The 26,245-nt window shown below is 45.5% G+C and carries 21 protein-coding genes; 17 read left to right on the plus strand and 4 right to left on the minus strand.

Annotated features, from left to right (window positions below; genetic code table 11):
* Positions 1–98 precede the first annotated feature (98 nt).
* The 4 genes from ACUN27_RS10610 to ACUN27_RS10625 all read left to right on the plus strand — a co-directional run bounded on the left by ACUN27_RS10610 (position 99) and on the right by ACUN27_RS10625 (position 4,163).
* Entirely contained in the window at positions 99–965 is an 867-nt protein-coding gene (locus ACUN27_RS10610; RefSeq protein ID WP_315955464.1) for a MurR/RpiR family transcriptional regulator, read from the plus strand.
* A gap of 101 nt (positions 966–1,066) precedes the next feature.
* Positions 1,067–2,371 (plus strand): ABC transporter substrate-binding protein, encoded by a 1,305-nt coding sequence (locus ACUN27_RS10615; RefSeq protein WP_315955463.1) that lies wholly within the window; start codon positions 1,067–1,069, stop codon positions 2,369–2,371.
* 22 nt (positions 2,372–2,393) lie between these two features.
* Positions 2,394–3,323 carry a carbohydrate ABC transporter permease gene (locus tag ACUN27_RS10620; protein WP_315955462.1) on the plus strand — a complete coding sequence of 310 codons (930 nt, stop codon included), beginning with the start codon at positions 2,394–2,396 and terminating at the stop codon, positions 3,321–3,323.
* A gap of 15 nt (positions 3,324–3,338) precedes the next feature.
* Positions 3,339–4,163, plus strand: a complete 825-nt coding sequence (locus tag ACUN27_RS10625; protein WP_445558857.1) for a carbohydrate ABC transporter permease — start codon at positions 3,339–3,341, stop codon at positions 4,161–4,163.
* 85 nt (positions 4,164–4,248) lie between these two features.
* Here ACUN27_RS10625 and ACUN27_RS10630 read toward each other — a convergent pair whose 3' ends face one another.
* The 3 genes from ACUN27_RS10630 to ACUN27_RS10640 form a co-directional block, all read right to left on the minus strand.
* Positions 4,249–4,932, minus strand: a complete 684-nt coding sequence (locus ACUN27_RS10630) for an MBL fold metallo-hydrolase (protein ID WP_315955460.1) — start codon at positions 4,930–4,932, stop codon at positions 4,249–4,251.
* 135 nt (positions 4,933–5,067) lie between these two features.
* Entirely contained in the window at positions 5,068–6,744 is a 1,677-nt protein-coding gene (locus ACUN27_RS10635; RefSeq protein ID WP_445558858.1) for an S-layer homology domain-containing protein, read from the minus strand.
* Between the two features lie 10 nt (positions 6,745–6,754).
* Positions 6,755–8,965 carry an amidase family protein gene (locus ACUN27_RS10640; RefSeq protein ID WP_445558859.1) on the minus strand — a complete coding sequence of 737 codons (2,211 nt, stop codon included), beginning with the start codon at positions 8,963–8,965 and terminating at the stop codon, positions 6,755–6,757.
* A 437-nt stretch (positions 8,966–9,402) separates the two neighbouring features.
* Between ACUN27_RS10640 and ACUN27_RS10645 the strand changes: the two genes are divergently transcribed.
* Both ACUN27_RS10645 and ACUN27_RS10650 read left to right on the plus strand, forming a co-directional pair.
* Positions 9,403–10,572, plus strand: a complete 1,170-nt coding sequence (locus ACUN27_RS10645; RefSeq protein ID WP_315955457.1) for an asparaginase — start codon at positions 9,403–9,405, stop codon at positions 10,570–10,572.
* Between the two features lie 21 nt (positions 10,573–10,593).
* Complete coding sequence (locus tag ACUN27_RS10650; RefSeq protein WP_445558860.1) at positions 10,594–13,152, plus strand: asparaginase domain-containing protein; 2,559 nt, start codon at positions 10,594–10,596, stop codon at positions 13,150–13,152.
* A gap of 319 nt (positions 13,153–13,471) precedes the next feature.
* On the opposite strand, the gene ACUN27_RS10655 is transcribed toward ACUN27_RS10650, so the two are convergent.
* A complete protein-coding gene (locus ACUN27_RS10655) occupies positions 13,472–14,956 on the minus strand; it encodes an oligosaccharide flippase family protein (RefSeq protein ID WP_445558861.1) in 1,485 nt (494 codons plus the stop codon).
* Between the two features lie 328 nt (positions 14,957–15,284).
* Between ACUN27_RS10655 and ACUN27_RS10660 the strand changes: the two genes are divergently transcribed.
* From ACUN27_RS10660 to ACUN27_RS10710, 11 genes are all read left to right on the plus strand, one after another.
* On the plus strand, positions 15,285–16,025 hold the full coding sequence (locus ACUN27_RS10660) for an MgtC/SapB family protein (protein WP_445560615.1): 741 nt from the start codon (positions 15,285–15,287) through the stop codon (positions 16,023–16,025).
* 371 nt (positions 16,026–16,396) lie between these two features.
* Positions 16,397–17,497: an alcohol dehydrogenase catalytic domain-containing protein gene (locus ACUN27_RS10665; RefSeq protein WP_326062000.1), complete on the plus strand. Its 1,101-nt coding sequence runs from the start codon at positions 16,397–16,399 to the stop codon at positions 17,495–17,497.
* 125 nt (positions 17,498–17,622) lie between these two features.
* Positions 17,623–18,501 carry a carbohydrate ABC transporter permease gene (locus ACUN27_RS10670; RefSeq protein ID WP_315955453.1) on the plus strand — a complete coding sequence of 293 codons (879 nt, stop codon included), beginning with the start codon at positions 17,623–17,625 and terminating at the stop codon, positions 18,499–18,501.
* A gap of 39 nt (positions 18,502–18,540) precedes the next feature.
* On the plus strand, positions 18,541–19,350 hold the full coding sequence (locus ACUN27_RS10675; RefSeq protein ID WP_315955452.1) for a carbohydrate ABC transporter permease: 810 nt from the start codon (positions 18,541–18,543) through the stop codon (positions 19,348–19,350).
* A 39-nt stretch (positions 19,351–19,389) separates the two neighbouring features.
* Positions 19,390–20,721, plus strand: coding sequence for an ABC transporter substrate-binding protein (locus ACUN27_RS10680; protein ID WP_445558862.1), 1,332 nt, complete (start codon positions 19,390–19,392; stop codon positions 20,719–20,721).
* Between the two features lie 24 nt (positions 20,722–20,745).
* Complete coding sequence (locus ACUN27_RS10685; protein ID WP_315955450.1) at positions 20,746–21,573, plus strand: glycerophosphodiester phosphodiesterase; 828 nt, start codon at positions 20,746–20,748, stop codon at positions 21,571–21,573.
* A gap of 19 nt (positions 21,574–21,592) precedes the next feature.
* A complete protein-coding gene (locus ACUN27_RS10690) occupies positions 21,593–22,633 on the plus strand; it encodes a phage baseplate protein (protein ID WP_315955449.1) in 1,041 nt (346 codons plus the stop codon).
* 111 nt (positions 22,634–22,744) lie between these two features.
* Positions 22,745–23,506: a DeoR/GlpR family DNA-binding transcription regulator gene (locus tag ACUN27_RS10695; protein WP_315955448.1), complete on the plus strand. Its 762-nt coding sequence runs from the start codon at positions 22,745–22,747 to the stop codon at positions 23,504–23,506.
* Between the two features lie 186 nt (positions 23,507–23,692).
* Positions 23,693–24,280, plus strand: coding sequence for a GDSL-type esterase/lipase family protein (locus ACUN27_RS10700; RefSeq protein ID WP_315955447.1), 588 nt, complete (start codon positions 23,693–23,695; stop codon positions 24,278–24,280).
* A complete protein-coding gene (locus ACUN27_RS10705) occupies positions 24,249–24,944 on the plus strand; it encodes a DNA alkylation repair protein (protein ID WP_445558863.1) in 696 nt (231 codons plus the stop codon). The genes ACUN27_RS10700 and ACUN27_RS10705 overlap by 32 nt, the downstream gene beginning before the upstream one ends.
* 98 nt (positions 24,945–25,042) lie before the next feature.
* Complete coding sequence (locus ACUN27_RS10710) at positions 25,043–26,245, plus strand: multidrug effflux MFS transporter (RefSeq protein WP_445558864.1); 1,203 nt, start codon at positions 25,043–25,045, stop codon at positions 26,243–26,245.

Raw genomic sequence — 26,245 nt, forward strand, 5'->3', positions numbered from 1 at the left:
CATAAAAGTATTTACAAACTGAAATAAAATTCATTATAATGAGAAATATAAGTCAGCTTTATTAACATAAAATTGAGATATCGAAAAAACGATTGAGGATGTTGCCTATGTTAAAAGGTGGATTAGTGAGCATAGAAGCTGCTATGGCAAGCTTGACGCCGAGTGAGCGCAAAGTTGCACAGTATATTTTGGAACATCCGCAAGAGGTAGTTAGCCTTTCGGTACAGAAATTGGCGGAGTTCGCCAGTGTTAGTGAAGCGACAATTATACGGCTTTCGCGTTCGCTTCATTTTAAAGGGTTCCAGGAACTTAAGATGCGAGTCGCCGGGGATTTGTCGCAGACGTCATTACCGACAGAAGCGTATCAGGAAATTAATGCGAACAGCTCAGTAGGGGAACTCATTAAATCAGTCACAACAAATAATATTGTTTCGATTCAAGATACATTAACCGTTCTTTCACCGGAAAGTGTAGAGAAAGCCATACAAACGCTAAGCGCTGCGAGGAAAATTGGCGTGTTCGGCGTAGGTGCCTCAGGGGTCATTGCGGAGGATTTCAAGCAAAAGCTTTCCCGGATTAACCGCTGGTGCGAAATTGGTACAGGGTTCGATGCGCAAGCTACCATTGCGGCTAACTTGCTTCCGGGTGATGTGGTTTTTGGTATTTCCTACACGGGTCAAACGGAAGACATGATTCGTTCGCTCGCTGTAGCTAAGAAAAACGGCGCAGTCGTCATTACGTTGACGAGATTCGGAGCTAATCCGGTAGCAGAGCTTGCCGATATTCAGCTGTTCATTAGTACTTTGGAGAAAAGCATTCGCAGCGGGGCGATGGCATCAAGAATTGCTCAACTGAATGTTATAGATATTTTGTATGTAGGCATTGCTGGTTGCCATTACGAGGAAAGTGTGAAATCACTGGATATGACTCGGCAAGCAGTTAGTGTGGGGAAACGTATTGGATAACGTGGACAAGCTATTGCGTCCTATTTTGCATGAAGCGGTTTGGTCCTCTTGTAGTTTTGGAGGTTAAACATAGATATGAAAAATTAAAGGGAGGCTTTTTTATGAAACGTTTATTCAGTGGGGCAGTTTTAACGATGGTCGCAGCATCCTCCATGCTTGTAGCATGCAGCAGTAACACCGCAACGCCAAGTGCAACTTCCGGTACAGCAAGTACTGCACCAACAACAGCAGCGCCACAGGATAAAGTAAAGCTGACAATGGGTAGCTGGCGTACAGAAGATACAGAAGCTTACGCAAAAATCATTGCAGAGTTCAAAAAGAAAAACCCGAATATTGATATCGAGTTTAAACCGACCAAGAATACAGAATATAACACAGCTCTGAATACAGCGCTACAAAGCGGGAACGGTCCTGATATTATTCATCTTCGTCCTTATGCGGCAGGCGCTGCATTGGCGGATGCGGGCTACTTGGAGCCCTTGACGAATGTTAAAGGCATGGATGTATTCTCGAAAGACACTTTGCTCGCAGCTACGGGCTCTGACGGTAAAGTATACGGAGTTCCAACTGTTTTTAGCTCAACGCAAGTGTTCTATAACAAGAAAATCTTTCAAAAATACAATCTTCAAGAACCTAAGACATGGGATGAGCTTGTAAAAACAGCGGATACATTGAAGAAAAATAAAGTAACGCCATTCGCGTTTGGTTCCAAAGAAGGTTGGATTCTTTCGCTGACAGAAGGAACGCTTGGGCCGTCTGTTTACGGAACGGATTTCATGAAGAAAATTCTTAGCGGTGCTGCGAACTTCAAAAGTCCGGAGTATGTAGCTTCCATCAAAATGATGAAAGATTTAACCCCTTATTTCCCGGATAACTATGTAGGAATCGGCATGGACGACATGAGAAATATGTTTGTTACGGAGCAAGCAGCCATGATGGTTATGGGAGATTGGGAGTATGCCGTTATGAAGAAAACGAACCCTGATCTACAAATGGATGTATTCCCGGTTCCGCCAGTGAAGTCAGATGGCAAGCAAACGGTAACGACTTGGGTAGACGGTTCATTCTCCGTCAATGCCAAATCCGCTCATAAACAGGAAGCTCTGAAGTTCATGGAGTTTTTGACTTCCAAAGAATTCGGTACGCTAGCTGTGAATGAATTGCAAAAACCAAGCACAATTCCAGGTGTAGCGGCAAATGATCCATTGGTAGCTAAGATTGCCAAAAATGCCGATACGATCTCCACGCCGTATGCTGCAGTCGTTTACTTTAATGCAGGTAACCCGACGACGAAAGCTACATTAGAGAACTCCATCCAAGGGATGTATTTGAACAAATTGACACCAGAGCAAGTAACAGAGGAAGTTCAAAAGAGTGCAGATTCCTGGTTTAAACCAAAGAAATAAGTAAAGTAAAGGTGTGGGGGACATGAATAACTTGGCCAAAACGTCCGGGTGGAAAAAGGGAGCAGTTCATCTGTTCCCGGTCCCTGCCCTTGCAGTGTATATACTGTTCGTTATTTACCCGATTCTATCTGCGTTTGGTTACAGCTTCTTTGATTGGAAAGGCCTCGTTCGTGGAGAATTCGTTGGTGTAGGCAATTTTGTGAGCTTATTTACGAAGGAACCGTTTAATCATCTGTTTTGGAACGCCTTCGGTCATAATCTTTATTATTTTGCGGTAGAGATGGCTGTGCAAAACGTACTTGCATTTGTACTTGCTTATCTGGTTTATAGTAAAGTTAAAGGTTCTAATTTCTTGAAAATGGCCTATTTCCTACCGAGATTGCTGTCTGTCATCGTGGTGGGTTTCTTGTGGAAGCTCATGTTGAACCCGAATAATGGTGTCGTGAATGTTATGCTCAAAAAGATCGGCCTTGTTTCATGGGCCAAGCCTTGGCTGGGAGATCCGGCTACGGCGCTAACCTCGATTACAATCGTCAATAGTTGGTTTGGCGTCGGTTTCTCGATGCTAATCTTCCTTGCCGGTTTACATGCAATCTCTACGGAAGTTATTGAAGCGGCTAGAATGGATGGCGTTAAGGGTTTTCGCTTAATCCGCTCGATGATCCTTCCTATGATGAGTCAGTCACTAATCATTATTACGGTTTTCACGTTTATCCATGCTTTCGAAGCCTTCGAGTTGATTTATGCGATGGAAGGCTCGCAAGGTGAGCCTTATAACTCGACGGACACGTTGGCTGTATTCTTTTATCGCATTGCATTCGGTGGCTCATCCGGAGGAGATTCGGTTGCGCTTGGTCTTGGCTCCGCATTGGCTGTCGTATTATTTTTCATTATTGCAACGATTTCCGCTTTGTTCCTGTACTTCACCAGGAACCAGTCGGCTCAGCATTAAGACAGGAGGCGGACCATGAAAACCAACAAATCAGTTCGGGGACTCCAATATGTTGCGGCGTATTTGGGGGCACTGGTCAGTTTGTATCCGATTTTTCTGATGCTGACCTCCTCGTTGAAAACAAATATTCAAATTTTGAAAAATCCGATGTCACTGCCAACGTCCATATCGTTTGCGGCCTACAGTAAATTAGTGCATCAAATACCGTTTTTCAGTTATTTCTGGAATAGTCTTGTAGTGAGTGTTGTGTCTGTGGTTCTCATTTTGCTATTTGGTGTTATGGCTTCCTTCTATATTGCCAGATATCCGTTCCGTTGGAATGGAGCCTTGTTCTTCTTCTTTCTCTTGGGCATGATGATACCTATCAAACTCGGGATCGTACCTTTGTTTCTTCTAATGAAGAAACTCTCGATGCTAAATAGCATTTGGTCGTTGGTTAGCGTGTATACGGCGATCGGATTGCCGCTAGCTATTCTAATCTTAACGGGCTTCTTCAGAACGCTGCCGAAGGAATTGGAAGAAGCAGCGCGCATTGATGGTTCGTCTGATTTTGGTGTGATGTGGCATGTTTTACTTCCTTTAATTCGGCCAGCACTCGGGACGGTCATGATTATGAATTTCATCATGGCATGGAATGATTTCTTCTTCCCGCTAATTTTCATACAAGATGATGCGAAAAAGACAATTCCGGTTGGTATGCTATCCTTGTTCGGGCAGTACTCGACAGACTTAAGTATGCTGTTCGCTGGACTAACCCTGGCCTCTGTGCCGATGATGGTTATTTTCTTCTTAGCTTCCAAACAGTTTATGGAAGGCATGACGGCGGGAGCGGTGAAATAAGTAATTTCGCTTTGAAAAAATGACAAAAGAACCTCCACATCCACGATACTAGTGGAAATGGAGGTTTTTTTGCTTACGTCGATGATTAGCTGTTCACGACGGGGCCGGCTGTTACGATATCCTGCAGACGCTCCTGCAGATTGTCAGTGCACACACCGCCATGGAATGCGATGATTGCGTGAAGCTCCAGCTCTTGGAGCTTCGCAATGGATGCCAGTGCCGTTTCCTGATCCGGAGTATAGGCCGGGTTATAGGATTGCAGAACACCGTCTTTCGCTGTTAGAGCGTCGCCTGCGATCAGGGTTTTGCTCGGGATATGATAATAAGAGGTATGATCTGGTGTGTGACCTGGCGTATAGACGACACGAATTCCGCCGACAAACGGTAAAATATCGCCATCTTTAAGAGCTACGTCGACCTTGACGGGCGGGGCGAGCTTTTTGCTCTTAACGAGCGGGATCTCCCCGGCCAGATAAGGCACGGCCGTTTCGTGGGCCAGCACTTGAACCTGGTCTCCGAAAGCTTCCACCAGCGCCGGCAGGCTGCCGATATGATCCATGTCTTGGTGGGTTATAATAATTTTGGTCAACTTCTCGAAAGGAATGGATAATTCCTCGAATGCGGCACGAATCAGCTCCAGTTGGCCGGGAATGCCGGTATCAATGAGAATGACATCTTGATCGTCCCACAGGATGGTCGGGATGAAGGAGTTGCTGTTGTTTGCTACGCTTAGCTGAATAGTTGTAATGCCTGAGCCCAATTGAACCAATTCGAACACCGCCTAATTAAAATTGAATACTCTCTTATTATTCCTCTATTGCTGTAGAAAAACAAGTTCTGCGTAAAGGGATAAAAGAGAGTAGGCGAAAGAGGGGACTAGACGTCCCCTCCCTGTTTGTTTGGTTTATTTGGATAACAAACGGTACAGCACTTGCGCTGCTTCAGCTCGCGTTGCAAAACCTTGAGGCTCGAATTGGCCTTCGGAGCGGCCTTGTACCAACCCTAGAGCTGCGGCTGCTTTTACATCAGCTAAGACCCATTGTCCGATGGCCGCTTCGTCCGAGAAAGAAGGCGCTGCTGCCGGATCAGTTTTACCGTGCAAAAGCCTGTAAGACCGCATCAGTATAGCCGTCATTTCTTCGCGTGAGACCAGAGAGTTCGGCTCGAACTTATCGGTTTCTCTGCCATTCACGATACCGGCTTGCACCGCAGAAGCAACCTCAGGGGCGAACCAGTCGGATGGTTGCACGTCCTGGAATGAAGTGGATGAATTGGCTGTCTTCAATTGCAGTGCTCTTGCCATAAGCGCCGTGAATTGTGCGCGTGTGACCTTACTCTCGGGTTCAAAGGTTTGTTCGCTTGTGCCGCTAATGACAAGTTTAGAGGCTAGTTCTTGAATGACATCCGCCGCCCAGTGAGAGGAAGGAACATCTGCGAAAGATTTGGATACTTCCAGAACGGTGTATTTGCTGAAATGAGAGATGTCGGAACTTAACTCACCACTTAAGTAAGTTCCTCCTATGCGCTCCAACCCTCCATTATCGGAGATGTAATATACGCTGCTGAGCTTCGGATTTGCAGCTGAATCAAGATTGAATCGAATTTGAATAGGTTGTTCGAAACTGGTAAGGCTCAAGGTTTGACCTGCTTTGGTCGTTACATAAAGCTTAATGTTGTAGATCAAACTGCCTAGCTTCACGCTCGCTCCTAGTTGATTCTTAGCTTGATTCAACACGCCCTCGCCAACTGTTGATTCGGTAAGTGGTTCGATGGCTAGTGTAATTTTACTGTCAGAGCGTTCCTGCTCATTAACAAGATTGTTCAGCTGGGTGAACACTTTCGCTGGCAATTCCAGCTTAATCTTCTCCGCTTGAATCTCAAGCTTCTTATCGCCTAACAATTCGGAGGTATTAGAAGGCAAAAGAATCTGCTGAGCATTTGTTGGCAGCGAGATGGCAATCTTCTCTGCTAGTATGGTCTGGAGTTGCTCCGGTTTCACGGAAACAACATTCGACTCTGCAGGGGTTGAGGGCGTCGGATAGCTTCCTAATGTCGGCCTTTCTCGGCTATCTACCAGGACGGTCGCCTTGGCATTCGGCGTAAGCAGCTTCTCTTCCTTGAGGGAGCTGGTGCTGATCTTAACTTGTTTCAGTGTTAGATCTACAGTTCCGGAACCTACTGTCCTGAAGGTTAAGGTACCGAGTTTGGCCGACCCGTTCAAACCGGTTAATGACCCTGTTTTCGTATAGACAAGCTGTGCGTGTGTACCGCCGTCCTGAACAATCTTGATTGGAAGTACGAAGCCGTTCAGGTCGGTAAATTTTTGCGAAGTATCCAACTGAAGGATGGACTCGTCATAATACAGGTTAAGCTCATAGGCGAAAAGGTCATCTAAGGAATCGCCTTGGATGTCTACCTTTAACGATTGATTTTGCAGCAAGGAATTTGTTGAAGTTGTTACAGAAAACACAGGATCGACAACGGCTGCCGCAACCTGCGGAAGCCAAAGTCCAACAGCTAAACATAAGGATAAAGATAACCCAAGCAGCATACGTACCATATCTAGGTCCCGACCTTTCATTGAAAATTGCTTACGGTGTTAATACGAGCTTGGACTCCTCCTCGGTTGTTAGGGCGGGGGTGGACGCCGGCATCGTACGAAGGTGGGTCGCCTGTTCGAAGGAGTACGCCAGTTTAATCAAAGTTCCTTCATCGTACTCTCTACCCAGGAGTTCAATTCCGAATGGAACTTGGTTGTTGTAGCCTGCCGGGAAGCTGATGGCTGGGAAGCCGGAGTATGCGCTTAACCGGTTCGCATTCCCTGATGTAGTTGCATACAAGACGGCATCTAACGAATTTTCGCCTAATACTTGAGTTAGCGACTGTTGTGTGAGTTTCGTACGCTCCCAAAGATCTTTATAGTAGTTCAGCGTTTCCAAGGTCGTCACGTTATCGCGTTGAATCATCGAGCTTTTTTGGCTTTGTAAAATATCGTTGGATGCAATAATTTCCGTCAGTGTCTTGTAGGGGGCATTCGCACCAAGTGTAGCCAAGTAATCATTTAAATCAAACTTAAATTCCGTACCGCTCAAGCTGGCGTAGCCGAGGATTTTGGATTGGTTCGGGATGGTTACATCAATAACGGTTGCGCCAAGCTGTTTCATCTTGTCGACTGCCGCATTGAAAGCGGCGTCGTTGCCTGTTGACAGTGAACGTATAACGCCGATTCTAGCTCCCTTTAAACCGTCCTTATCCAAATAATCGGTATAGCTCTTAGGGATATTACCAGTTGATAAAGCGGTAACCAGGTCTTTCGGGTCATATCCGCTTACAACATCAAGCGCAATCGCAGCATCCGCAACGGACCGAGCCATCGGACCGCCGACATCCTGAGAGTGGGCGAGAGGAATGATGCCTTCACGGCTCGTCAACCCGATCGTAGGACGAATACCTACGAGTGCGTTGCGTGAGGACGGAATTCGAATGGAGCCGCCTGTATCTGTTCCGAGGCCGATTGTGCCGAAGTTTGCTGCAAGTGCCGCACCGGTACCGCCGCTTGATCCGCCAGGATTCGTGGTCAGATCATAAGGGTTTTTGGTCTGTCCGCCAAGCGAACTGAGTGTTGTCGTTCCGAAGGCGAATTCATGGAGGTTAGATTTCGCGAGTATAATTGCGCCCGCATTCTTCAGCTTCTTGATCATAAACGCATCGGTCGAGGTGTTGTTTGTTTTTAGACAAATACATCCGGCCGTCGTTGGCATGCCGATTGTATTGAAGTTGTCCTTCACAATAACGGGAATACCGTGAAGGGGTCCTCTAGGCCCTTTCTCGCTGCGCTCCTTGTCTAGAGCTGCTGCTTCTTCGAGTGCCTTCGGATTGACGTTAAGAATGGCCTTGATTTCAGGACCTTTTTGATCATATGTATCGATACGCGCCAAATATTTCGTGACAAGCTGGACGGCTGTCAGTTTACCGGCATTCATCGCATTTTGTATATCCATTACCGATGCTTCCATTAGTTCAAATTGCTTTGTATCATACAATACTTTTTTGCCTAATAGGCCTAGATCGGTCAGATCGATCGATCCGTTTTGGTTGAAATCGGCACCAGCCACCGTGGACCATGAAGCGTGAGTAGATGTAATACCGTAATAAGGAGCAAGCCAAGCCAAATCGCCGATATCAAGTGCGCCATTACCGTTTAAGTCTCCGGTAACTTGGTTTGTTTGCAGGCTGAGACTGCCAAAACGCGTTGCTTGGATTACGCCGGTATCTGCAAGGCCAAGCTCAGCGCTCACTTTAATATCCTGTACGCCGCCATTTGCTTTTGCTTTGAATTTAAGGCGGATCAGTGTTTTGTTATTAACAGCTGACTCGCTAATGCTGGCAGCGACGACTGTTGCCTTGCCTAGCTCTGCATTCTGTCCGACGATCGTGGTTGAACTGTCTACGGCTTGTACGTCGATGAAGTCAACTCGGGCGGGATTAAACTCGATGATAAACTTCTGGGCGGTCACTTTCCCGGTAACACCGGTTAACGCTACATCAACATCGAATAACGCTCCGCTAATGGTAGTTGAAGGACCTGTCAGAAGGACGGATTCTGAACCCGGTGGTAAAACGACAACATTGGGAGCTGTTTGATATACCGTCTCTGTTACTGTAGACGAGCTGTTAGGTGAATCGACGCTGGAGATAGAGGTTTCTGCGGCAGCGCTTAGTGCTCCTATAGGCAACGTAGCTGCAATAAGGGCCGTGGAAAGGACCTTCGAAATAGAGCTTCTGGATAATAAGGATTTCATGAAGACGCCTCCAATAACAATTACGAATTTATCTAACGTGGATATTACTAAGAAAATGCTAGGTTGATAGAAATGATGAAAATGATGAATTAAGCTGAGACCAATAACTTGAGAGGAGTAATAAAGTGAATGTTATGTCAGATAATATCACCTCGTTTTGTCTATTTTCACTTATGGACATCATTCTATTACATCATTTGTTAATCGACAAGGTAGATTCTTCCAAGAAAGCGCATGCAAATATTTTAAAATTTTTAGAGTTGTAACGCTAAAAACATAGATAAACTAGTAAATAATCTCGTAAAATAACGTAAATATGATATGTATGCGTTTTTATGACTATGTTATGTATTTGATAAATAATATAACATTAAATACGATTGGGTTGTGTTTAAGCGTTTAAATTAAAAAAATACCTAACATGGAGGTTTTCTTACGTGACATTTATTCATGAAAGTAAACTCAGCAAAAAGGTCCTCATCCCGTTCCTTGTCTTGGCTCTCTTTAGTATGATGTTGGTATTTATGAATCCGACCTCTGCGAGTGCGGCTGCGGCGATTCCTCCGTTATCCGACAGCAGAAATCCCCAACTGCCTAACGTTATTGTAATCGCAACCGGTGGGACGCTTGCAGGTAAAGCAACGGATGCAACGAGTTTTCAAACTTATCAAGCAGGGACATATCTGATGTCTGACTTGGTAAGCCAATTGCCGAATAAAGATAAAATCGCGAATGTGAACACCTATCAATTTGGAAATAAAGGGTCAGGTAGTTATTCAATAGGCGACTTGTACGATCTATCACTTGCCGTTGATCAAGCTTTGGAGGTCTATGATGGTGTTGTTGTGACTTCCGGGACCGACACGATGGAAGAAATCGCGTATTTTCTTGACCTCACGGTTAGAAGTGAAAAACCGGTTGTCGTCACTGGAGCCATGAGACCTTGGGACGTTATCGGAACAGACGGTCCTGCGAACTTGTACAACGCTATTAAGCTTGCAGGCAGTGGAAAAACGAAATCGTTTGGTACTGTCCTTATGTTGAACGACACTATTCAAGCGGCGAGGGAAGTGACTAAAACGAACGCTCACCGTATGGATACTTTTGAGACGCCAATCCTTGGCGCACTTGGTTATATCGATGAGACGAATATTAGTATCTATCGTGCTACGGCTAGAGCGCTGAAAGCAGGCGAAGCGGATTGGGCGACGCCATTTGACTTGAAGACGATTACGAAGGACAAGCTCCCTGCCGTAGAGATTGCGTATGCTTATCAAGATGCTGGAGGCGGCGCGATTAATGGTCTGGTGGCCGATGGCGTCAAAGGGATTGTGACGGCAGGAACAGGTGCGGGCGGCATTTCATCGAAGATGAGCGCAGCGCGCAGCAATGCGATCAAACAAGGTGTTATTTTCGTCACCACAACACGGACAGGTTCAGGTACCATGTATCCTAGCTCAAGCAACGGCATCATTGCCGGGGATAGCTTGAACGCACAGCATGCTCGAATTATGCTTCTACTTTCAATGGCTTTTTCCAACGATTTTAACGTGATTAAAGGTTGGTTTGGCACTTATGGTACGCAAGATGTGAAAGAGGCATCATAATTCAGCGGGAGGTAAGGTTTAATGAATGATATGTATCATCCAAATCTCAAAAGAAGCCTCATCCCGCTCTATTTCTTGTCTCTGGTGCTCTTGTTGGCTGTTTTGTTCATCCATCCGTCGAATGCAGGTGCGGCGGAACCTTCGGGAACAGCCTTTCCGATTCCTCCGCTATCCGACAACAGAGACCCTCAACTGCCTAACGTTGTTGTGATCGCGACCGGTGGTACGTTGGCGGGTAAAGCAAGAGATGCAACGAGTTTTCAAACTTATCAAGCAGGAACGTACCTGATGTCCGATCTTGTAAACCAATTGCCGAACAAAAACAAAATTGCCAATGTGAACACGTATCAATTCGGCAATAAAGGTTCAGGCAGTTATTCGATGGGGGATTTGTACGACCTATCCCTTGCGGTAGACCAAGCGCTAGAAGTTTATGACGGTGTGGTCGTTACTACTGGCACGGATACTATGGAGGAAATCGCTTATTTTCTTGACCTCACGGTAAGAAGCGAAAAGCCTGTCGTTGTCACTGGCGCCATGAGACCTTGGGACGTCATCGGTACAGATGGTCCGGCGAATTTGTACAATGCAATTAAACTTGCAGGCAGCGGTAAAACGAAATCGTTCGGCACCGTGGTCATGCTGAATGACATTATTCAAGCGGCAAGGGATGTAACCAAGACGAACGCGCAGCGCATGGATACGTTTGAAACGCCAATTCTAGGTGCACTTGGTTATATTGATGAGACCAACATTCGTATTTATCGCACCACTGCGAAACGGTTTAAAGCAGGTCGGGCGGATTGGGCAACCCCTTTCGATCTGAAGAAAATTACGAAGGATAAACTTCCGGCGGTCGAGATCGTTTATGGCTACCAAGACAGTTCAGCCGGTGCGATTAAGGGATTTGTCGCGGAGGGGGCGAAGGGGATCGTGACCGCTGGCACAGGCGCGGGCGGTATTTCGTCGAAGATGAGCACGGCGCGCAGTAATGCGATTAAACAAGGTGTTATTTTCGTCACGACAACAAGAACAGGCTCGGGCACGATGTACCCAAGCGGTGGTAATGGTATTATCGCTGGAGACAGCTTGAATCCGCAGCATGCCAGAATCATGCTTCTGTTGTCCATGGCTTTTTCCAATGATTTTAATACGATCAAGAACTGGTTTGGAACTGTCGGGACGCAGGCCATTCAACTCAAGACACAAGCACCTGATATTGAGGCTCCGGTATGGCCGCAGGGCAGCGCCCTTCAGGTTACGAATATCGGACGGAATAGCTTGACTCTAACTTGGCCGGAAGCGTCGGATGATATTGGCGTGAAGCAATACCGAATCTATGAGACGGGAAGCGGCACCGTGGTCGGAAACGTCTACGCTTCAGTGACTAATGGCGTGTATGCTTCGGTTACTAACTCTGTCTATTCCTCAGTTACAGGAAGTGTCTATTATTCCTTTAACCTCAGTACGCTAACAGCGGGTACGACCTATACATTTAGTGTTACAGCGGTAGACGCTGCAGGTAATGAGAGCATCGGGCTTAGAAAGACGATTCAGACTAACTCACCAAGAAGTTCGTCAGATTCAACAGGCTCGTCAAACTCGGGTTCAGGTTCTCCTGTTGTGCCTGCCAAGCTGGATGTGACGGTTCCAGCAGGTGGTACGCGCAGTGTAAGTTGGAAGGATGCCATTTGGATTACCATACCTGAGGGAGCGACGAGTCAAGAGCTTCATCTAACAGCTGAGTCATTGCAAAATGTCGATGGGTTAGTTAGCGATAGTCATAAGCTGCTTAGTTCCGTTTTTGAGATTTTGAAAAACTTCACGCAGAACTTCGGCAAGCCGGTAAGCATTTCGTTCTTGTTTGATCCTGCCAAATTAGGTCAAGATCAGCAGCCATCTGTTTTTTATTACGATGAAACGAAAAAAACATGGATTGAAATTGGCGGCACCGTAATGGATAACAAAATAACTGTGGAAGTAAATCACTTTACGAAGTTTGCTGTATTTGCTGTGGACAAACCGAAGAGTCCTGGAAGTGTGGAAATTTCCTTCTCGGATATAGCTGGACACTGGGCGGAGCTGGACATCAAGCAAGCTGTAACGCAGAAAATCATTAGTGGCTATGCGGATGGAACGTTCAAACCAGACAATTCGGTTACGAGGGCCGAGTTTACAGTCATGCTGATGAACGCGCTAAAGGTGGACAAAAAGGGCAATGCGCTTATGTTTGCAGATCAGCAGCAGATTCCTGTGTGGGCTGAAACGGCGGTAACTCAAGCGGTAGATTTGGGAATCATTCATGGCTATGAGGATCAGACTTTCCGGCCGGACGGCTTGATATCTCGTGCAGAAATGGCAGTCATGATATCGGCGGCTTTGGGTACGACGCCGGCAACGCAAGCGGCGACTAGCTTTGCCGATGACGAAGAAATCCCGGCGTGGGCGAAAGGCCATGTAGAGAGTACTCGTGCACTGGGCATTATTGACGGACGCAGCGGTAATAATTTTGAACCGGCTGATACAGCTACACGGGCGGAAGCGGTTAAGGTGCTCATGAAAATGATGCAGCGGAAATAAGAGGATTAATAAGAATAAGCGATTGAAAGCCACCTCTCGGGGTGGCTTTTAATCATATGAGTTCGACGATTTTCAGCGGGAGGGAACTATAGTCCCCTATTTCGCTGAAAAGGCACACTTTCGGCCTAAGAGGGGAACTACAGTCCGCTAATGTGCTGTTTCACCTGAAAACCGGGTGATGGAGGTGAAATAAGACCCTTCAGTTCCTCTCGGAGAGCGAATAGCTCGGTTTCCTTAAAATAGTGAACTCCAGTTCCCTTAAGTGGAGCTTCAGCGGAGTTCACTGCTATATTTTCGCAGCGGGTCAGGCGGAAGTTTGTTATTCCACAACAACGGCACGCTGAGCTGCCTTTGACCTCGGCTTACGAGTTCTCTCGATCCATATCGTGAAAACGAGGAGAGCGAGAAGACCTAAGCAAACGAAGAGCGGAAACCAGCTTTTTGCAAATCGACCCGCTTCCATCATCACCAGCATCGCAATCGTTGGCAGCAGAGGCTCGCCGTAGGCTTTCCACCAGTTAAGCGCAAACTTTTCATAATAATAAAATCCGATCATCGTCAGAGCAGACACAGCCCAGCCTCCGGTATAAATCCAAACGGCAAGCACGGGGCTGCTGGCGGCAACCATAGGGACAAAAATGACAACGAAAATCCCGGCGGCAATCATAACCCAGAAGGTAGATTTCGTCTTGCCGATACCTGCCATAATACTTCCGCCTAGACGACCGACAGAAGAGAAGAGGACACCTAAAGCCATAAGACGAATATAGGTAGCGGAATCACCTGTTGAATAGTCCGAACCAAATAAAAATCCATTGATTTGACTCGGGTATAAACAAATGATTGCGGTCAACGGATAAAGCAAAATGTTATTATAGCGGATACAACTCGTACCGCGATGCTTGCTCTCCTCGACATCCTGTGCTTTCTCTGCGACAAAGGGGAGTGTGACGATCATGAACGCCCATGTGATGATTCCAATAAAGCCAGTAATTCGGAAACCGTTTGCTAAATAACCTACAGCCAATACAGAACTTGAACCTACCATCATGACGAGGAAAGGCTGTTGAAAAGCTTTTGCGATATTGCCGGCCCAGGTTGGCAGTCCGTATGCCAGCATGTTTTTGACCTCCTGAATCGGAAGAGCACCGAACCATAAAGGTTTATGCACACGTTCAACTTTGATGCAAATAATAAAGGCAGTCAGGAATGCTCCTACGCCCATCCAAAGTGAAATGTTTTCTAGTAAGCTCAAACTGCCACGTGGCAAAAGCACGCCAAGCACCGTGCCGGTGGTGGACAGCGCCGTCGTAATCACCATAAAGAAAGCTTGCGTTCCGAAATCGCGGTTCCCGGAGAAGGAAGCAACGCCGATGTTTAAAATGGAGTTGAAAATAAACATGATCGAACTCAGCAGTAAAGCGCCTCGAAGTTCTGGCAAATGGTAGTAGTTCGCCAGAAGTGGAGCTAGTGCTAAAAGCATCAATCCGATAATCAAGCTAAAAAGGATACTCCCGGTTAAGGCGACACGGAAATTGTTTTGAACCGCTTCCAGTGGTTTGCGCGAAAACGCATAGATTAAGGAAGAGTTGAAGCCGAAATTGAGGAATAGGGCTATCATCCCGAAAATTTGCAGCAACAGGTTGACCTCGCCAAACCGATCCGGGTCGCCTAACTCCCTGGCGAGTACGATACTCCCCACGGTTTGCAGCATTTGATTAATAAAAAGCCCGAGACCGATGATAGACACATTTCGAAGTAAAAAACGTTGTGTATCGGATAAATTGAATCGCTGTGTTCGCATGGGGACTTCCCCTTTTCCATGGATTAGGTCGGACGCTTAAGTTATCCAAAGCGTATCAAACACCTCCGTGTATGACAAACCAAGGATTTGGAGGAAAACGGAGAAAAATAAAGATATTCATTGCTTATGTGGGGTTGTTAATTCCTGTAAGAGAAATATGTGGGAAAATCCAATTATTCATCTTGACACACCTATATCCATGAAATACTATGTAATAAACATTAATAAACAATTTATTTATATTAATGAACATTATTGTTCATCAATGAGCAAAAGGAGGAGGTGACGTCTATTGTTATCACATGATTCGATTTGGCACATTTCCGATATGTCCCTTACTTTTCGCATGATTTTATCTGTGGTGCTTGGGGGGCTTATAGGTCTGGAGAGGGAATGGAGCAATCATGCAGCTGGACTGCGCACTCATATTCTTGTATGTGTCGGTTCAACAACCATCATGCTTTTGTCTATTTACGGGTTTAATGATTTCATTATTGAACCCAATGTCAGGGTTGATCCTGCTCGTTTGGCTGCACAGGTGATAAGTGGGATTGGCTTTCTTGGCGCGGGAGCAATCATGCGCACAGGCGCGACAGTTTCCGGCCTGACTACGGCGGCCTCGATTTGGGTAGTAGCCGCAATCGGACTGTCGGTAGGGGCTGGATTTTATTATGTATCTATTTTGGCTGCCATTCTTGTATTGTTTTGTCTGTTTGTATTGAATCATTGGGAGAAGTACCTCCTACGGAAACGTCGACAAAAAGAATATATTCTCTGTGTATCGAGTAATCCTGAAAGTTTAAATCTTGTTTTTAATAAGTTGACGGAACTCAAAATACACATTCGGACTATGCAGATGATTCCGCGCATGGAAAGGGCTGAAACCAATAGTTACAACGGTGAGGTTTCATTAGGCATTTCAATTAAAGTGCAAAACGATAAGTCGTTGACGGATATTTTGAAAACGATTATCTCCCTTCCAGACGTTCTGGGTGTAGAGCCGAGTGCTCAGCATGAACATTCTGGTGGAAGTAGTCGCGAACATGTAGTTAAATCCTTGCACTCTTAGGGGAGCGCAGTAATTCATATCGTAGTAAAGAAAGCATAGAAGCAGTGGCTCTTCCTATTTGGATGGTAGCGGCCAGGCGGCTATGCTTATTTGTCTTGTTTAACATAAATTAAATATAATCAAGCATTTTTTTGTTAATATTCACGGAAAATTCGTGTTGACGAAAGCGAAATTGAGAATGTATACTCGAAATAAGCAATAACGAGCATTAATAAACATTTTATTGCAAAAATTATGAGTGGAAAGGAGAAGAAGGGGGTTATGCTGTAATTCGGCATAGAATGGAAGCAGCATATGCGAGTCTGAGTGGATTTATTTAAATGTAGTTTACAATCGCAGAAGTCATTAGACAGAAATGGGAGGAATCATATATGGAACAGGCAAAATTCGTACAAAACCGTATTCAATCGCGTGCATATCGATTAGTAAAGCCTCATGAGGTAATCGAGACCGTCCTTGAAAAACAAATGCAAGCTTGGGATGTTGTCGTGGAACCGACCCTGGGCAGTGTGTGTCATGCGGATTTACGCTATTTTAGTGGGCAACGGCGAGCAGAAGCGTTGGAGAAAAAGCTTCCTATGGCACTTATTCATGAAGGGATTGGCATCGTAAAGTCAAGTGGTACACCGGCAGTCAAAACGGGTCAACGAGTTGTTATTGTGCCGAACATTCAAGGATATATGCTGGATGGAACAGATCCGATGAACTGTTGTGAGTCTTGCAGAAGCGGCAAGGGAGTCAATTATTGCACACGAGGGCGTTTTTTGGGAAGCGGAACCGACGGCATTGCTCAGAGCAGATTGGTATTTCCAGCAGCGAGCGCCATCCCCATTCCAGATGAAGTACCGGATGAAATTGCTGTACTGGCAGAGCTCAGCTCCGTTTCCTATCAAGCTCTCCATCATGTTGCGGATTCACTTAAGAGTGCACAGGTAGTTGTATTCGGAGATGGTCCGGTCGGATATTTGGCGGCTGCCATGCTTCATCATGTTTATGGCGTAAGTCAAGATCGACTCACTGTATTCGGTGCTGTTCCAGAGAAGTTGGCACAATTTGAATTTGCCACCCGCAAGTTAGTGCAGGATTATGATTTCTCCAAAGGTGAAAGGTATGATGTCGCTTTGGAATGTACGGGTGGCAAGTTCTCAGAAAGTGCGATAAATCAAGCCATTGAGGTGTTAAATCCAGGCGGACATCTTATTCTGATGGGAGTAACGGAAGATCGGGTGCCCATTAATACGAGGGACGTTCTTGAAAAAGGAATCACGATGAGAGGAAGCAGTCGTAGTTCTATTCATGATTTTATACCTGTGTTGGAGGCTATGAGAGACGTGCAATGCCAGGAAACGTTAAGGAAGCTGCTTCCGGATGAGCGGACTCAGATTCAATCCGCCCAAGATTTCGCTCATGTTATGGAATTTGCTGAATCCAACAGAGGATGGAAGAAGATTCTATTAAATTTCAAATGGTGATGTTTCGGTAATGACAAAAATAATGAATTGAAGTAAACTTATCTAAGCAAAAAGAAAGCGTTTACCAAGGGAAATAAACATTAATAAGCATCTACATCTTGTATATCATTGGAAGGAGGATTCATTTGAACAAACAGAGACTTTGGGGCAAGTTTCGCCCGTATATCATGATTGCGCCTGCCATGGCCGGTATCCTTGTTTTTGTCATTTACCCTATTCTATACCTGATTTACTTAAGCTTCTTTAAATATAACATGCTGAATAAGGCGAAGAGCAGGTTCATTGGACTGGATAATTTTATTGAAATCTTCACGAGAGAAGACTTTTACAAATCACTATGGAATACGTGCTTGTACACGATTGGAGTTGTCGTTCTGACCTTGGCATTATCCTTAATTATAGCCGTTTGGCTAAGCAACAACAGCAAATTCAATTCCTTGATACAAGTCGGCATCTTTACTCCCCATATTATTTCAATCGTATCGATTGCGCTCGTATGGCTTTGGATGATGGAACCAAGTGTCGGTTATCTCAATTACATGCTGAAAGCGCTCGGCTTACCACCGTCCCAATGGTTGCAAAGCTCCAGAACGGCTTTGGTTTCTGTCATTCTCGTTTCGGTATGGCACAGCATTGGCTATTATGCGCTAATTATCATCGCAGCCATCCGAGGGATTTCTAGAGAGATTCTTGAAGCAGCGGCTATTGATAATGCCAGTAAGTTCAGGGTGCTGTTCTCGATAACGATACCCATGATTTCCCCACAGCTATTTTTTATCCTTATCATTATGACGATTGGTTCTTTCAAAGTTTTTGATACGGTGAGAATCATGACGGGAGGCGGTCCCAATAAAGCAACCAACACGCTTGTTTACTACATTTACGAATTCCGTACAACGAATATCGGTTATGCTTCAGCGACAGGCGTAGTATTGATGGCGGCAATCGGGCTGCTGACCGTGCTGTACTTCCGATTACTGTCCAAAAAAGTCCATTATTCTTAATGGCAAACTAGAGGATGAAAAAGGAGAGTACAATTTGCCATGAAGCGAACCGTCAGCTTTATTTTCAAAATCGCGCTTCTACTTGTTTTTATATTTCCGTTTCTGTGGATGATCTCGACGTCATTGCAGTCTTATGATGAGATTATGACGTTCCCGCCGACGATGGTTCCAGCTATGCCGCAGTGGAAGAATTTCACGGATGCTATGGGTACGGGACCATTTTTAACCTATACAAAGAATTCCGTCATCGTGACGATTTCCGTTATCGTTCTGCAAGTGATTGTGATGATCCCAGCTGCTTACGCTTTTGCCAAATACAATTTTTATGGAAAAGGAATCCTATTCGGTATGGTGCTGTTGGCGTTTATGATTCCCGGCCAGGTTACCTTCATTCCTGTTTATTTGATGCTGGCGGATTGGGGGTTAATCAAATCGCTGCTGCCGCAAATTATTCCGTTTATGTCCAATGCATTCGGCATCTTCCTGCTTCGCCAATATTTCATGCAAACTCCGGAAGAAATCATAGAAGCTGCTAGAATTGATAACGCGAGTGAGTTCAGAATCATGTGGAATATCCTTACCCCAATGGCAATGCCTGCCTTGGCGACGGTTGTGCTATTCAGCTTTGTCAGTCATTGGAACGATTATTTCTGGCCGCTGGTTATGACCGATTCGACAGCGGTTCGGCCTCTCACGATAGGTATTTCGATGTTGAAGGAAACGGAGGGGGTGAACAATTGGAATATTCTGATGGCGGCCAATGTGGTGTTGGTCATTCCCATTTTGATTGTGTATGCATTCTGCTCGAAATACATTGTTAAAGCTTTCGTATACTCCGGAATTAAATAAAACAAAATAATCTAATCCTACTCATGGAGGGGTAAATACATGAAGATAAAAGTTGGCAATATGATGGTCACTGCAGTCGTATTAACGGGTTTGCTAGCAGGCTGTTCATCAAATGGAAGCGGCGTTGAAGGATCAACAGCTCCTGCAGCGACATCGGCTGCGACGGCCAAGACCTCTACTGAGCCGGCAAAAGGCAAGGCTACGATTCAATTTTGGCACTCCCTCGGGGGAAAAACCGGTGAGTATATGACTGCGATGATTGACCGATTCAATGCTTCCCATCCTAATATTGAAGTGGTCGGCACGTTTCAAGGTAATTACGATGAAACCGCTACCAAATTGCAGCAGTCGATTGCAGCCAATACCGCCCCTGACGTGACGATGCTTGAACGCGCATATGTCGAGCAGTTCGCAGACGCTGAGGTATTGCAAGATCTTAACTCCTATATGAAAAGCTCGAAACTGAGCGCAGATGACTTCGTTCCTGGTTTGATGGGGCATTCTACGTTTAATAACAAATTGGTATCCTTGCCTTTAAACCGTTCCACGCCGATTTTCTATATCAACAAGGATATGCTGGATGAAAAAGGACTTGCGGTTCCGACAACATGGGACGAACTGAACAAAGTTGCCAACGCGCTTGTGATTAAGGAAGGAAGCGAATACAAGCGTTACGGGCTTACGATGGTTCACGATTCGTGGTATCCAATTGCCTTAATTGCGCAAGCAGGCGGTAAGTTTTTTAATGAGAAAACAACTTCACTTGATTTTATCGATAACGGAATCGGTGACAAAGTATTTAGCTACTTGAAGGATATGCAAAAGTCGGGCGCTTTGTACTACCCACCTTCACAAAACTCCGGCAGCATCGTAAATCAGATGTTCACAGACGGTAAAGTCGGGATGATGTTCCAATCGACAGGTGTCATGGGATCGCTTTCCAACCTTAAATTTAAAATGGTAACCGCATTCATGCCGAAGGATAAAGTGAATGCTGAGCCTACAGGCGGCGCTAATATTGCCATGACTACCGGATCAAAGCAAAAGGACGCAGCGTGGGAGTTCATTAACTGGGTAGAGACTGATCCGCAAGGCGGCTTACAATTCATTATCGATACGGGTTACCTCCCTTTTACCAAGAAAATGGTCGAAACGAAGCAAATTCAGGATCTATGGACGAAAGAGCCAAACCGCAAGGTCGCTTACGATCAGCTTAAATTTGCCGTTGATACAAATAAAAGCGTCGTTTGGCCGGAAGTTATGAAAGAGTTCCATTCCGTTATGCAGGCAATTATGTACGATAGCAAAGATATCAAATCGTCATTGGATGGATTTAAAAAGGAAACGGAACGAATTTTGAAGTCCAAATAAAAATAATTTGGAGGAATGGCGACAATGTCCTTAACTGATAAGAACTTAGGGAGCAAGGCTATTCAATGGCAGGCCCACCAAAACTCGAATTCGGAAGTGCCGGAGAACACGATGGCAGCGATGAATTACGCATGGAGCCTCGGAGGGATACCCGAGATTGATATCCGGCAAACGGCAGATGGCATCATTATCGGTATACATGACGCAACGCCGAAACGAACATTGTCCGTACCCGAAGCGCATCAAGACAAGCTGATTTCTGAACTTACTTTTGATCAGATTCAGCAATGGGATGCAGGTTTGAAATTCGGAGAGCGGTTCCTCAATGAGAAAGTTCCTTCACTTAAGGAGATATTGGCTGTTTTGTCCGAGCATTCAGACCGTCAGCTCTATCTGGACTTCAAACAGGTAGATTTGGAAGTGTTGGCTGCGCTGATTCAAGAATACGGCGTAGCCGGGCAAATTATATTTGCCCACAATAATCATGAGAATTGTAAAACAGTTAAGCGGTTAGTCCCCGAGGTTAGAACCATGCTGTGGATTCCTGCACGTTTCCCGGAAACAGCGGTGGAAACATTCACACATATTCGTCAAACCGGGTTTAACTCCCTTGATATTGTTCAGCTTCACCTGCCGGATGCCGAGGAAAAGCAGTCGTGGCGTTACAAACTGCAGAAAACTTTTATTCAAGAGGCTCTTCAGTATTTGGGAGAAGCGGGGATGGAATTGGAAGTGCTGCCGTACAAATTTGATCAGGAAGACTTGTTCGAGTTGCTTAACATGGGAATTCGGCGATATGCAGTTGACGAGCCAAGTGTATTTGTTGAGCTATTGAGTCGCTATTTTGATTAGGAAAGTGAGGTCAAATTCGATGAGAGTTAAAAGGTGTATGGTTTGGATTGCAGGAATCGTGCTTACTTGTGCGCTTGGGTCATCCATGCCTACGGCGAGTGCAAAGCAGCCTTCATGGCATTCAAAAGTGTTTGATTTGTCAGATCAACCGACGGAGCTCGTCCGTGATAAAGCGTTACAAAATGGCACTGTTCTGCAATCATTTGCCTTTGACAACGTGAATAAGCATATCTATACCGTGCAGTTGATGGCAGGCGGGCTTACGCTTCCGGGAGAACCGGCTGCCGTTAGCGGGGCTAATCGCAATTTGAACGGTGATTTAGCTTTAACGCAGCTGGATCTTGAGGGAAACAAGGTAGGTTACATGTACTTGAAAGGATTCGGTCATGGTGTTCAGATCGGAGTTGAAACGGAAGACGGAATTCCTTATATTTGGTCGGAGACCGACTCTGTAGCAGAGGGAAAAGATGGTTGGGGAACCGTCATTACAAGATTCAAGTTTGAGAATGGAAAAATTTTAACTCCCGAGTCGCCAGAGCTTCAGAAACACAAGCTTATCGAAGGGGCGGATCGTACAACGGTAAATATTGACGCAGCTAACGAGCTGTTAACTATGCGATATCGGAAAAACGGTGTTTTCCACTTTGGCGTGTATGAACTGGAGAGTGTTAAGCAGCACCGGTATGACGCTATAGCGGATGTTGTACAGCCAAGTGTAGGAACATTTCAAGGCTTTGCCTCTTACGGGCAATACCTCTATTTGCTGGAGGGGAGCTCTTACGGCACAAGCGGTTCGATTGAACCTATAGGCAATACGTACATTACCACTGTGGATTTCGATACAGGAGAAGTAGTCGACAAGCAGCTAATTACGGCGGGGAGTTCTTTATCTTTTAGAGAACCGGAAGGCTTAGCTGTACGAATTCCCGATGTCAAACACCCGCAGAAAGCGGAGCTGGGCGTAGGCTTTGCCTCGGATTTCACTCCTTTGCGGTTAGCCAATGTTTATACTTACAATCGTTTACGACCCGTGGAGGCTATTAAAAATCACAATAAATAGATTTTACTTGGCAGAATAAACAGCATATAATAATATAAAAAGCAGAAATGAGCGAATATACTCTTATCTGAGCATAATATTAGCAAAGTTTGCACATAAGAGGGGTGCTTCGTGTTAGCGGCAGAACGAAAATTTAGGATAGTTGAATATGTAAAAATACATCGTGTGGCAACAATCGCCGAATTAGCCCAGGAATTCAACGTTCATGAAGCTACCATTCGGAGGGACCTGGAGGAAATTGAACAAAAGGGACTTGCGAAGAGGACACACGGTGGGGTGACAATCGACCAATGGACGAATAATGAGCCTTCGTTTAATGAACGAGTTGTCCAACAGTTCGATCAGAAGGACAGGATTGGCAAGATGGCCGCTAGCATGGTGGAAGACGGGGAACACATCATTATTGACTCCGGAACTACAACGCTGCATATTGCCAAAAACTTGGTTCAACGATCAAACATTACAGTAGTCACCAATGACATGAATATTGCTACAGAGCTGCGTGATGCGCCAGGCATCAAAGTCATTGTAACTGGTGGAGATCTTTATCCTTCCAGCTACATGTTAAACGGAATGTTCACGGATCATGTTCTAGGTTCACTCCATGTTCAGAAAGCTTTTATCGGGATTCCTGTTATTCATCCCAAGTACGGTCTCATGCATCCGGAGGCTCAACTGGTTCCCACCAAAAAAGGCATGATAAATGCGGCTGAAAAGATAATCGTCGTAGCGGATGATAGCAAAATAGGTAAGGTATCGCTGCATACCGTAGCTCCTTGCACATCCATTAATACACTGATTACAGGCAGCAATGTATCGGAAAATGTGGTTCGCCAATTCCGCGACAGCGGAATGGATGTTATCATGGTGTGATCGATGAGTGCAGATGACAACAAAGTTCAACAAAGGATACCCTTGGGGGTGTCCTTTTTATATGTTTTGGGGATTTACGAATGTGATTGGTTTTGTGTTAAAGTGAATATATCAAACTGTTAGACCTTTTTATATGAAAGAGAACTGGGTCCTTCCTGCCACAAGGAGTTAAAAGGGAGCAAATTCATGAAACTGGTCTGTTTTGGAGACAGTATAACTTCAAGGACTGAAGGTTACGCCCGCCCGCTATTAACCATCAAACTCGCCTCTAAACTTGGCGAAGAATGGGAAATCATGAACGCCGGCGTGCCTGGCAATAATACATTTGATGCAATTGAGAGAATTCAAAGCGATGTTTTACCTCATAACCCGGATCTCGTAACGGTACTATTCGGCGCAAATGATGCTGCACATCATAAGAGGGTTCAATTGCTAGATTATAAGAGGAATTTGACTGACATTGTTACTATTCTTTCTCCTGCCAAAGTCATCCTTATTAGCCCCGCACCCGTAGATGAGAAGTTGCAGCATGCTCGAACAAATCTCGTGCTTAAGGAATACGCCGAGGCCGTTAGAGAAGTGAGTGAAGCAACGGGAAGTCAGTTTATCGACTTTTTCTCAAAAATGATGGGGTTTCACCATCTATCCGAACTATTAAAAGGCCAAAGAAACGATGGTCTTCATTTCGGTGAACTAGGATATGAGTATTTATCCGATGAAATAAAAAAGGAAGTGTTCATCTATGAACGTAGAAACGGTCATGCAAGAACTTGAAGTTCTAGGTAAGGAACGAACCAAGAAAATTTACGTCTCCAACGGTGCGCACGAGCCACTATTTGGTGTAGCTACCGGTGAAATGAAGCCCATTGCCAAGAAAATTAAGCTCAATCAACCTTTGGCTGAGGAGCTTTACAATACTGGCAACTACGACGCGATGTATTTTGCCGGCGTTATTGCTGATCCAAAGGCAATGACGGAAGTGGATTTTGACCGTTGGATAGATGGGGCTTATTTTTATATGCTTTCTGATTATGTGGTTGCTGTAACTTTGGCAGAAACAGAAATCGCCCAGCAGGTTGCCGATAAATGGATCCTTAGCGGTGAAGAGTTGAAAATGTCGGCAGGCTGGAGTTGTTACTGCTGGCTCTTGGGTAACCGACGGGACAGCGAATTTGATGAAAGTAAACTTGCCGAAATGCTCGAAAGGGTAAAAAATACGATTCATGATGCGCCCGAACGAACGAAATATGCGATGAATAATTTCATCTACACAGTAGGAGTATCGTACTTACCGCTTCATGATAAGGCTGTTGAGACCGCAAAGGCCGTTGGTCCGGTTGAAGTCCAACGCAATAAGAGCCTGATCGCTTCCGAGCGTATTCAAAAGGAAGTGGAAAAAGGGAGAATCGGTTTCAAACGCAAATATGTAAGGTGTTAAATTTCATTGTCGGAATTTGTAGATTTGTGTTAGGATGAACATCAGGTTCTTTATATGAGACTTGGATAAGGATAGAAGAATAGGAGATCATTTTTATTATGACCAGCAAGAACAAACAGCATGCGTTTAGATTAGCATTGCTGCTCGGTTTATTTTCGACACTCGGGCCTTTTACTATTGATATGTATTTACCCGCGTTCCCGGAAATTGTAAAGCAATTTGGTACAACGGCTTCCCTTGTACAACTCAGTTTGACCGCTTGTTTACTCGGTCTGGGCATCGGCCAACTCGTGATGGGTTCTCTGAGTGATGTCTATGGCAGACGCAACCCGCTGCTTATCTCGATGGCCTTTTACGTCGTCGCTTCATTAGCTTGTGCGTTCTCCCCTAATATCGGAGTGTTGATTGCATTCCGTTTCGTGCAGGGTTTCTCCGCATCCGCGGGTATTGTTATTTCCCGGGCAATCGCGCGCGATCTGTACAGTGGTCACGAACTCACCAAGTTTTTCTCCCTGCTGCTGCTTGTTGGTAATTTAGGTCCTCTAGTAGCACCGGTTACGGGCAGTGGAATTTTATCTTTCACGACGTGGATCGGCGTATTTATCGCACTCGCGATATTAGGATTGTACCTATTGACGATGACAAAATGGAAACTACAAGAGACTTTGCCATCCGATCGCCGCAGGCCTAGCAATTTTATGGAACAGTTAAAGAACTACGGATCGCTCCTGCGGGATCGCCAGTTTGTTGGCTACATGCTGGCACAGGGCATTATGATCGCGGGTGTGTTCGCTTACGTGTCGGGTACGCCTTTTATCTATCAAAATATTTACGGCGCTTCGCCGACGGTATTCGCTCTTTTGTTCGGATCGAACGGCATTAGCTTAATCATCGGCTCCCAAGTGGTGGGGCGGATGTCGCATCGCGTCTCCGAACAAGCTTTTCTGTTGTTTGGGCTGTGGCTGGCCTTTTTTGCCAGCATAACAGTCTTAGTGGTAGCCATTGTTCATGGACCGCTTTTCGCCTTGGTGATTCCGTTGTTTTTCTTCGTGGCGGCAATCGGTATTACGTCAACGGCAGCTTTCCCACTTGCTATGGAGAGCCAAAGTCAGAATGCGGGCAGCGCTGCTGCATTGCTTGGTGTCATCCCCTTTTTGCTCGGGGCTGTTGTCTCTCCGTTGGTGGGTATCGCGGGTGAAAATACCGCTGTGCCGCTAGGCGTCATTATTTTGTTGACGAGCGCCGCTGCAATGTTCGCTTACTTCTTTCTCGTAAGAAGAGGATCACGCGGAGTCGCTTAA

The organism is Paenibacillus sp. WC2504, from assembly GCF_052682475.1.

Coding starts and splice junctions, on each gene's coding strand:
- ACUN27_RS10610 (WP_315955464.1), top strand. CDS start 99: ATGTTGCCTATGTTAAAAGGTGGATTAGTGAGCATAGAAGCTGCTATG.
- ACUN27_RS10615 (WP_315955463.1), top strand. CDS start 1,067: ATGAAACGTTTATTCAGTGGGGCAGTTTTAACGATGGTCGCAGCATCC.
- ACUN27_RS10620 (WP_315955462.1), top strand. CDS start 2,394: ATGAATAACTTGGCCAAAACGTCCGGGTGGAAAAAGGGAGCAGTTCAT.
- ACUN27_RS10625 (WP_445558857.1), top strand. CDS start 3,339: ATGAAAACCAACAAATCAGTTCGGGGACTCCAATATGTTGCGGCGTAT.
- ACUN27_RS10635 (WP_445558858.1), bottom strand. CDS start 6,744: ATGAAAGGTCGGGACCTAGATATGGTACGTATGCTGCTTGGGTTATCT.
- ACUN27_RS10640 (WP_445558859.1), bottom strand. CDS start 8,965: ATGAAATCCTTATTATCCAGAAGCTCTATTTCGAAGGTCCTTTCCACG.
- ACUN27_RS10650 (WP_445558860.1), top strand. CDS start 10,594: ATGAATGATATGTATCATCCAAATCTCAAAAGAAGCCTCATCCCGCTC.
- ACUN27_RS10655 (WP_445558861.1), bottom strand. CDS start 14,956: ATGCGAACACAGCGATTCAATTTATCCGATACACAACGTTTTTTACTT.
- ACUN27_RS10660 (WP_445560615.1), top strand. CDS start 15,285: ATGTCCCTTACTTTTCGCATGATTTTATCTGTGGTGCTTGGGGGGCTT.
- ACUN27_RS10665 (WP_326062000.1), top strand. CDS start 16,397: ATGGAACAGGCAAAATTCGTACAAAACCGTATTCAATCGCGTGCATAT.
- ACUN27_RS10675 (WP_315955452.1), top strand. CDS start 18,541: ATGAAGCGAACCGTCAGCTTTATTTTCAAAATCGCGCTTCTACTTGTT.
- ACUN27_RS10680 (WP_445558862.1), top strand. CDS start 19,390: ATGAAGATAAAAGTTGGCAATATGATGGTCACTGCAGTCGTATTAACG.
- ACUN27_RS10685 (WP_315955450.1), top strand. CDS start 20,746: ATGTCCTTAACTGATAAGAACTTAGGGAGCAAGGCTATTCAATGGCAG.
- ACUN27_RS10690 (WP_315955449.1), top strand. CDS start 21,593: ATGAGAGTTAAAAGGTGTATGGTTTGGATTGCAGGAATCGTGCTTACT.
- ACUN27_RS10700 (WP_315955447.1), top strand. CDS start 23,693: ATGAAACTGGTCTGTTTTGGAGACAGTATAACTTCAAGGACTGAAGGT.
- ACUN27_RS10705 (WP_445558863.1), top strand. CDS start 24,249: ATGAACGTAGAAACGGTCATGCAAGAACTTGAAGTTCTAGGTAAGGAA.
- ACUN27_RS10710 (WP_445558864.1), top strand. CDS start 25,043: ATGACCAGCAAGAACAAACAGCATGCGTTTAGATTAGCATTGCTGCTC.